At 50.8% G+C, this 1,462-nt stretch carries 9 tRNA genes and 2 rRNA genes; all 11 read right to left on the reverse strand.

The features are described 5' to 3' along the window. Positions 1 to 5: 5 nt before the first annotated feature. Positions 6 to 79 (reverse strand) — tRNA-Pro (locus D8801_RS09560). A gap of 16 nt (positions 80 to 95) precedes the next feature. Next, positions 96 to 169: transfer RNA gene (locus tag D8801_RS09565), tRNA-Arg, on the reverse strand. Between the two features lie 11 nt (positions 170 to 180). Next, positions 181 to 266, reverse strand: a tRNA-Leu gene (locus D8801_RS09570). Between the two features lie 7 nt (positions 267 to 273). Beyond that, positions 274 to 345, reverse strand: a tRNA-Gly gene (locus D8801_RS09575). Positions 346 to 366: 21 nt separating this feature from the next. Beyond that, a tRNA-Thr gene (locus D8801_RS09580) sits at positions 367 to 439 on the reverse strand. Between the two features lie 12 nt (positions 440 to 451). Further along, positions 452 to 533 (reverse strand) — tRNA-Leu (locus D8801_RS09585). Positions 534 to 538: 5 nt separating this feature from the next. Beyond that, a tRNA-Lys gene (locus D8801_RS09590) sits at positions 539 to 611 on the reverse strand. A gap of 22 nt (positions 612 to 633) precedes the next feature. Beyond that, positions 634 to 706: transfer RNA gene (locus D8801_RS09595), tRNA-Asp, on the reverse strand. A 2-nt stretch (positions 707 to 708) separates the two neighbouring features. Continuing rightward, positions 709 to 781 (reverse strand) — tRNA-Val (locus D8801_RS09600). A 29-nt stretch (positions 782 to 810) separates the two neighbouring features. Continuing rightward, a 5S ribosomal RNA gene (gene rrf, locus D8801_RS09605) occupies positions 811 to 926 on the reverse strand. 76 nt (positions 927 to 1,002) lie between these two features. Next, positions 1,003 to 1,462 (reverse strand): 23S ribosomal RNA (locus D8801_RS09610); the annotation flags it as partial.

Below are 1,462 nucleotides of genomic sequence, written 5' to 3' on the forward strand. Positions count from 1 at the left end.
ATCAATCGGGAAGACAGGATTCGAACCTGCGACACCTTGGTCCCAAACCAAGTACTCTACCAAGCTGAGCTACTTCCCGAGTTAAATAGAAAAAATGCACCCTAGAGGATTCGAACCTCTAACCGCCTGATTCGTAGTCAGGTACTCTATCCAGTTGAGCTAAGGGTGCTCATTATTATATGCCGAGGACCGGGATCGAACCGGTACGATCGTTTCCAATCGCAGGATTTTAAGTCCTGTGCGTCTGCCAGTTCCGCCACCCCGGCCTCTCTAAGCGAACGACGGGATTCGAACCCGCGACCCCCACCTTGGCAAGGTGGTGTTCTACCACTGAACTACGTTCGCATCGACCTCTTCTAGTTTTAATGCCGGCTACATGACTTGAACACGCGACCCTCTGATTACAAATCAGATGCTCTACCAACTGAGCTAAGCCGGCTAATTCCTACTATGCGGGTTAAGGGACTTGAACCCCCACGCCGTTAAGCGCCAGATCCTAAATCTGGTGCGTCTGCCAATTCCGCCAAACCCGCAAATATGACCCGTACTGGGCTCGAACCAGTGACCCATTGATTAAAAGTCAATTGCTCTACCAACTGAGCTAACGAGTCTAAAATAACTTCCGTTATCTTACGGTCCCGACGGGAATCGAACCCGCGATCTTCGCCGTGACAGGGCGACGTGATAACCGCTACACTACGGGACCTATGGGAGTTAACGGGATCGAACCGCTGACCCTCTGCTTGTAAGGCAGATGCTCTCCCAGCTGAGCTAAACTCCCAAAAAGGAAGCCTCTAAACTTCCTATTCTGCTAAGCGACTTCCATATCTCACAGGGGGCAACCCCCAACTACTTCCGGCGTTCTAGGGCTTAACTGCTGTGTTCGGCATGGGTACAGGTGTATCTCCTAGGCTATCGTCACTTAACTCTGAGTAATACCTACTCAAAATTGAATATCTATCAAATGTCAAGTAAACCTCGCGCTTCGTATCCTCAGTTACTTTGGATAAGTCCTCGAGCTATTAGTATTAGTCCGCTACATGTGTCGCCACACTTCCACTTCTAACCTATCTACCTGATCATCTCTCAGGGCTCTTACTGATATATAATCATGGGAAATCTCATCTTGAGGTGGGTTTCACACTTAGATGCTTTCAGCGTTTATCCCTTCCCTACATAGCTACCCAGCGATGCCTTTGGCAAGACAACTGGTACACCAGCGGTAAGTCCACTCTGGTCCTCTCGTACTAGGAGCAGATCCTCTCAAATTTCCTACGCCCGCGACGGATAGGGACCGAACTGTCTCACGACGTTCTGAACCCAGCTCGCGTGCCGCTTTAATGGGCGAACAGCCCAACCCTTGGGACCGACTACAGCCCCAGGATGCGACGAGCCGACATCGAGGTGCCAAACCTCCCCGTCGATGTGAACTCTTGGGGGAGATAAGCCTGTTATCCCCAGG

It is taken from the genome of Streptococcus oralis, from assembly GCF_003943415.1.
Lineage (GTDB): Bacteria > Bacillota > Bacilli > Lactobacillales > Streptococcaceae > Streptococcus > Streptococcus oralis_BJ.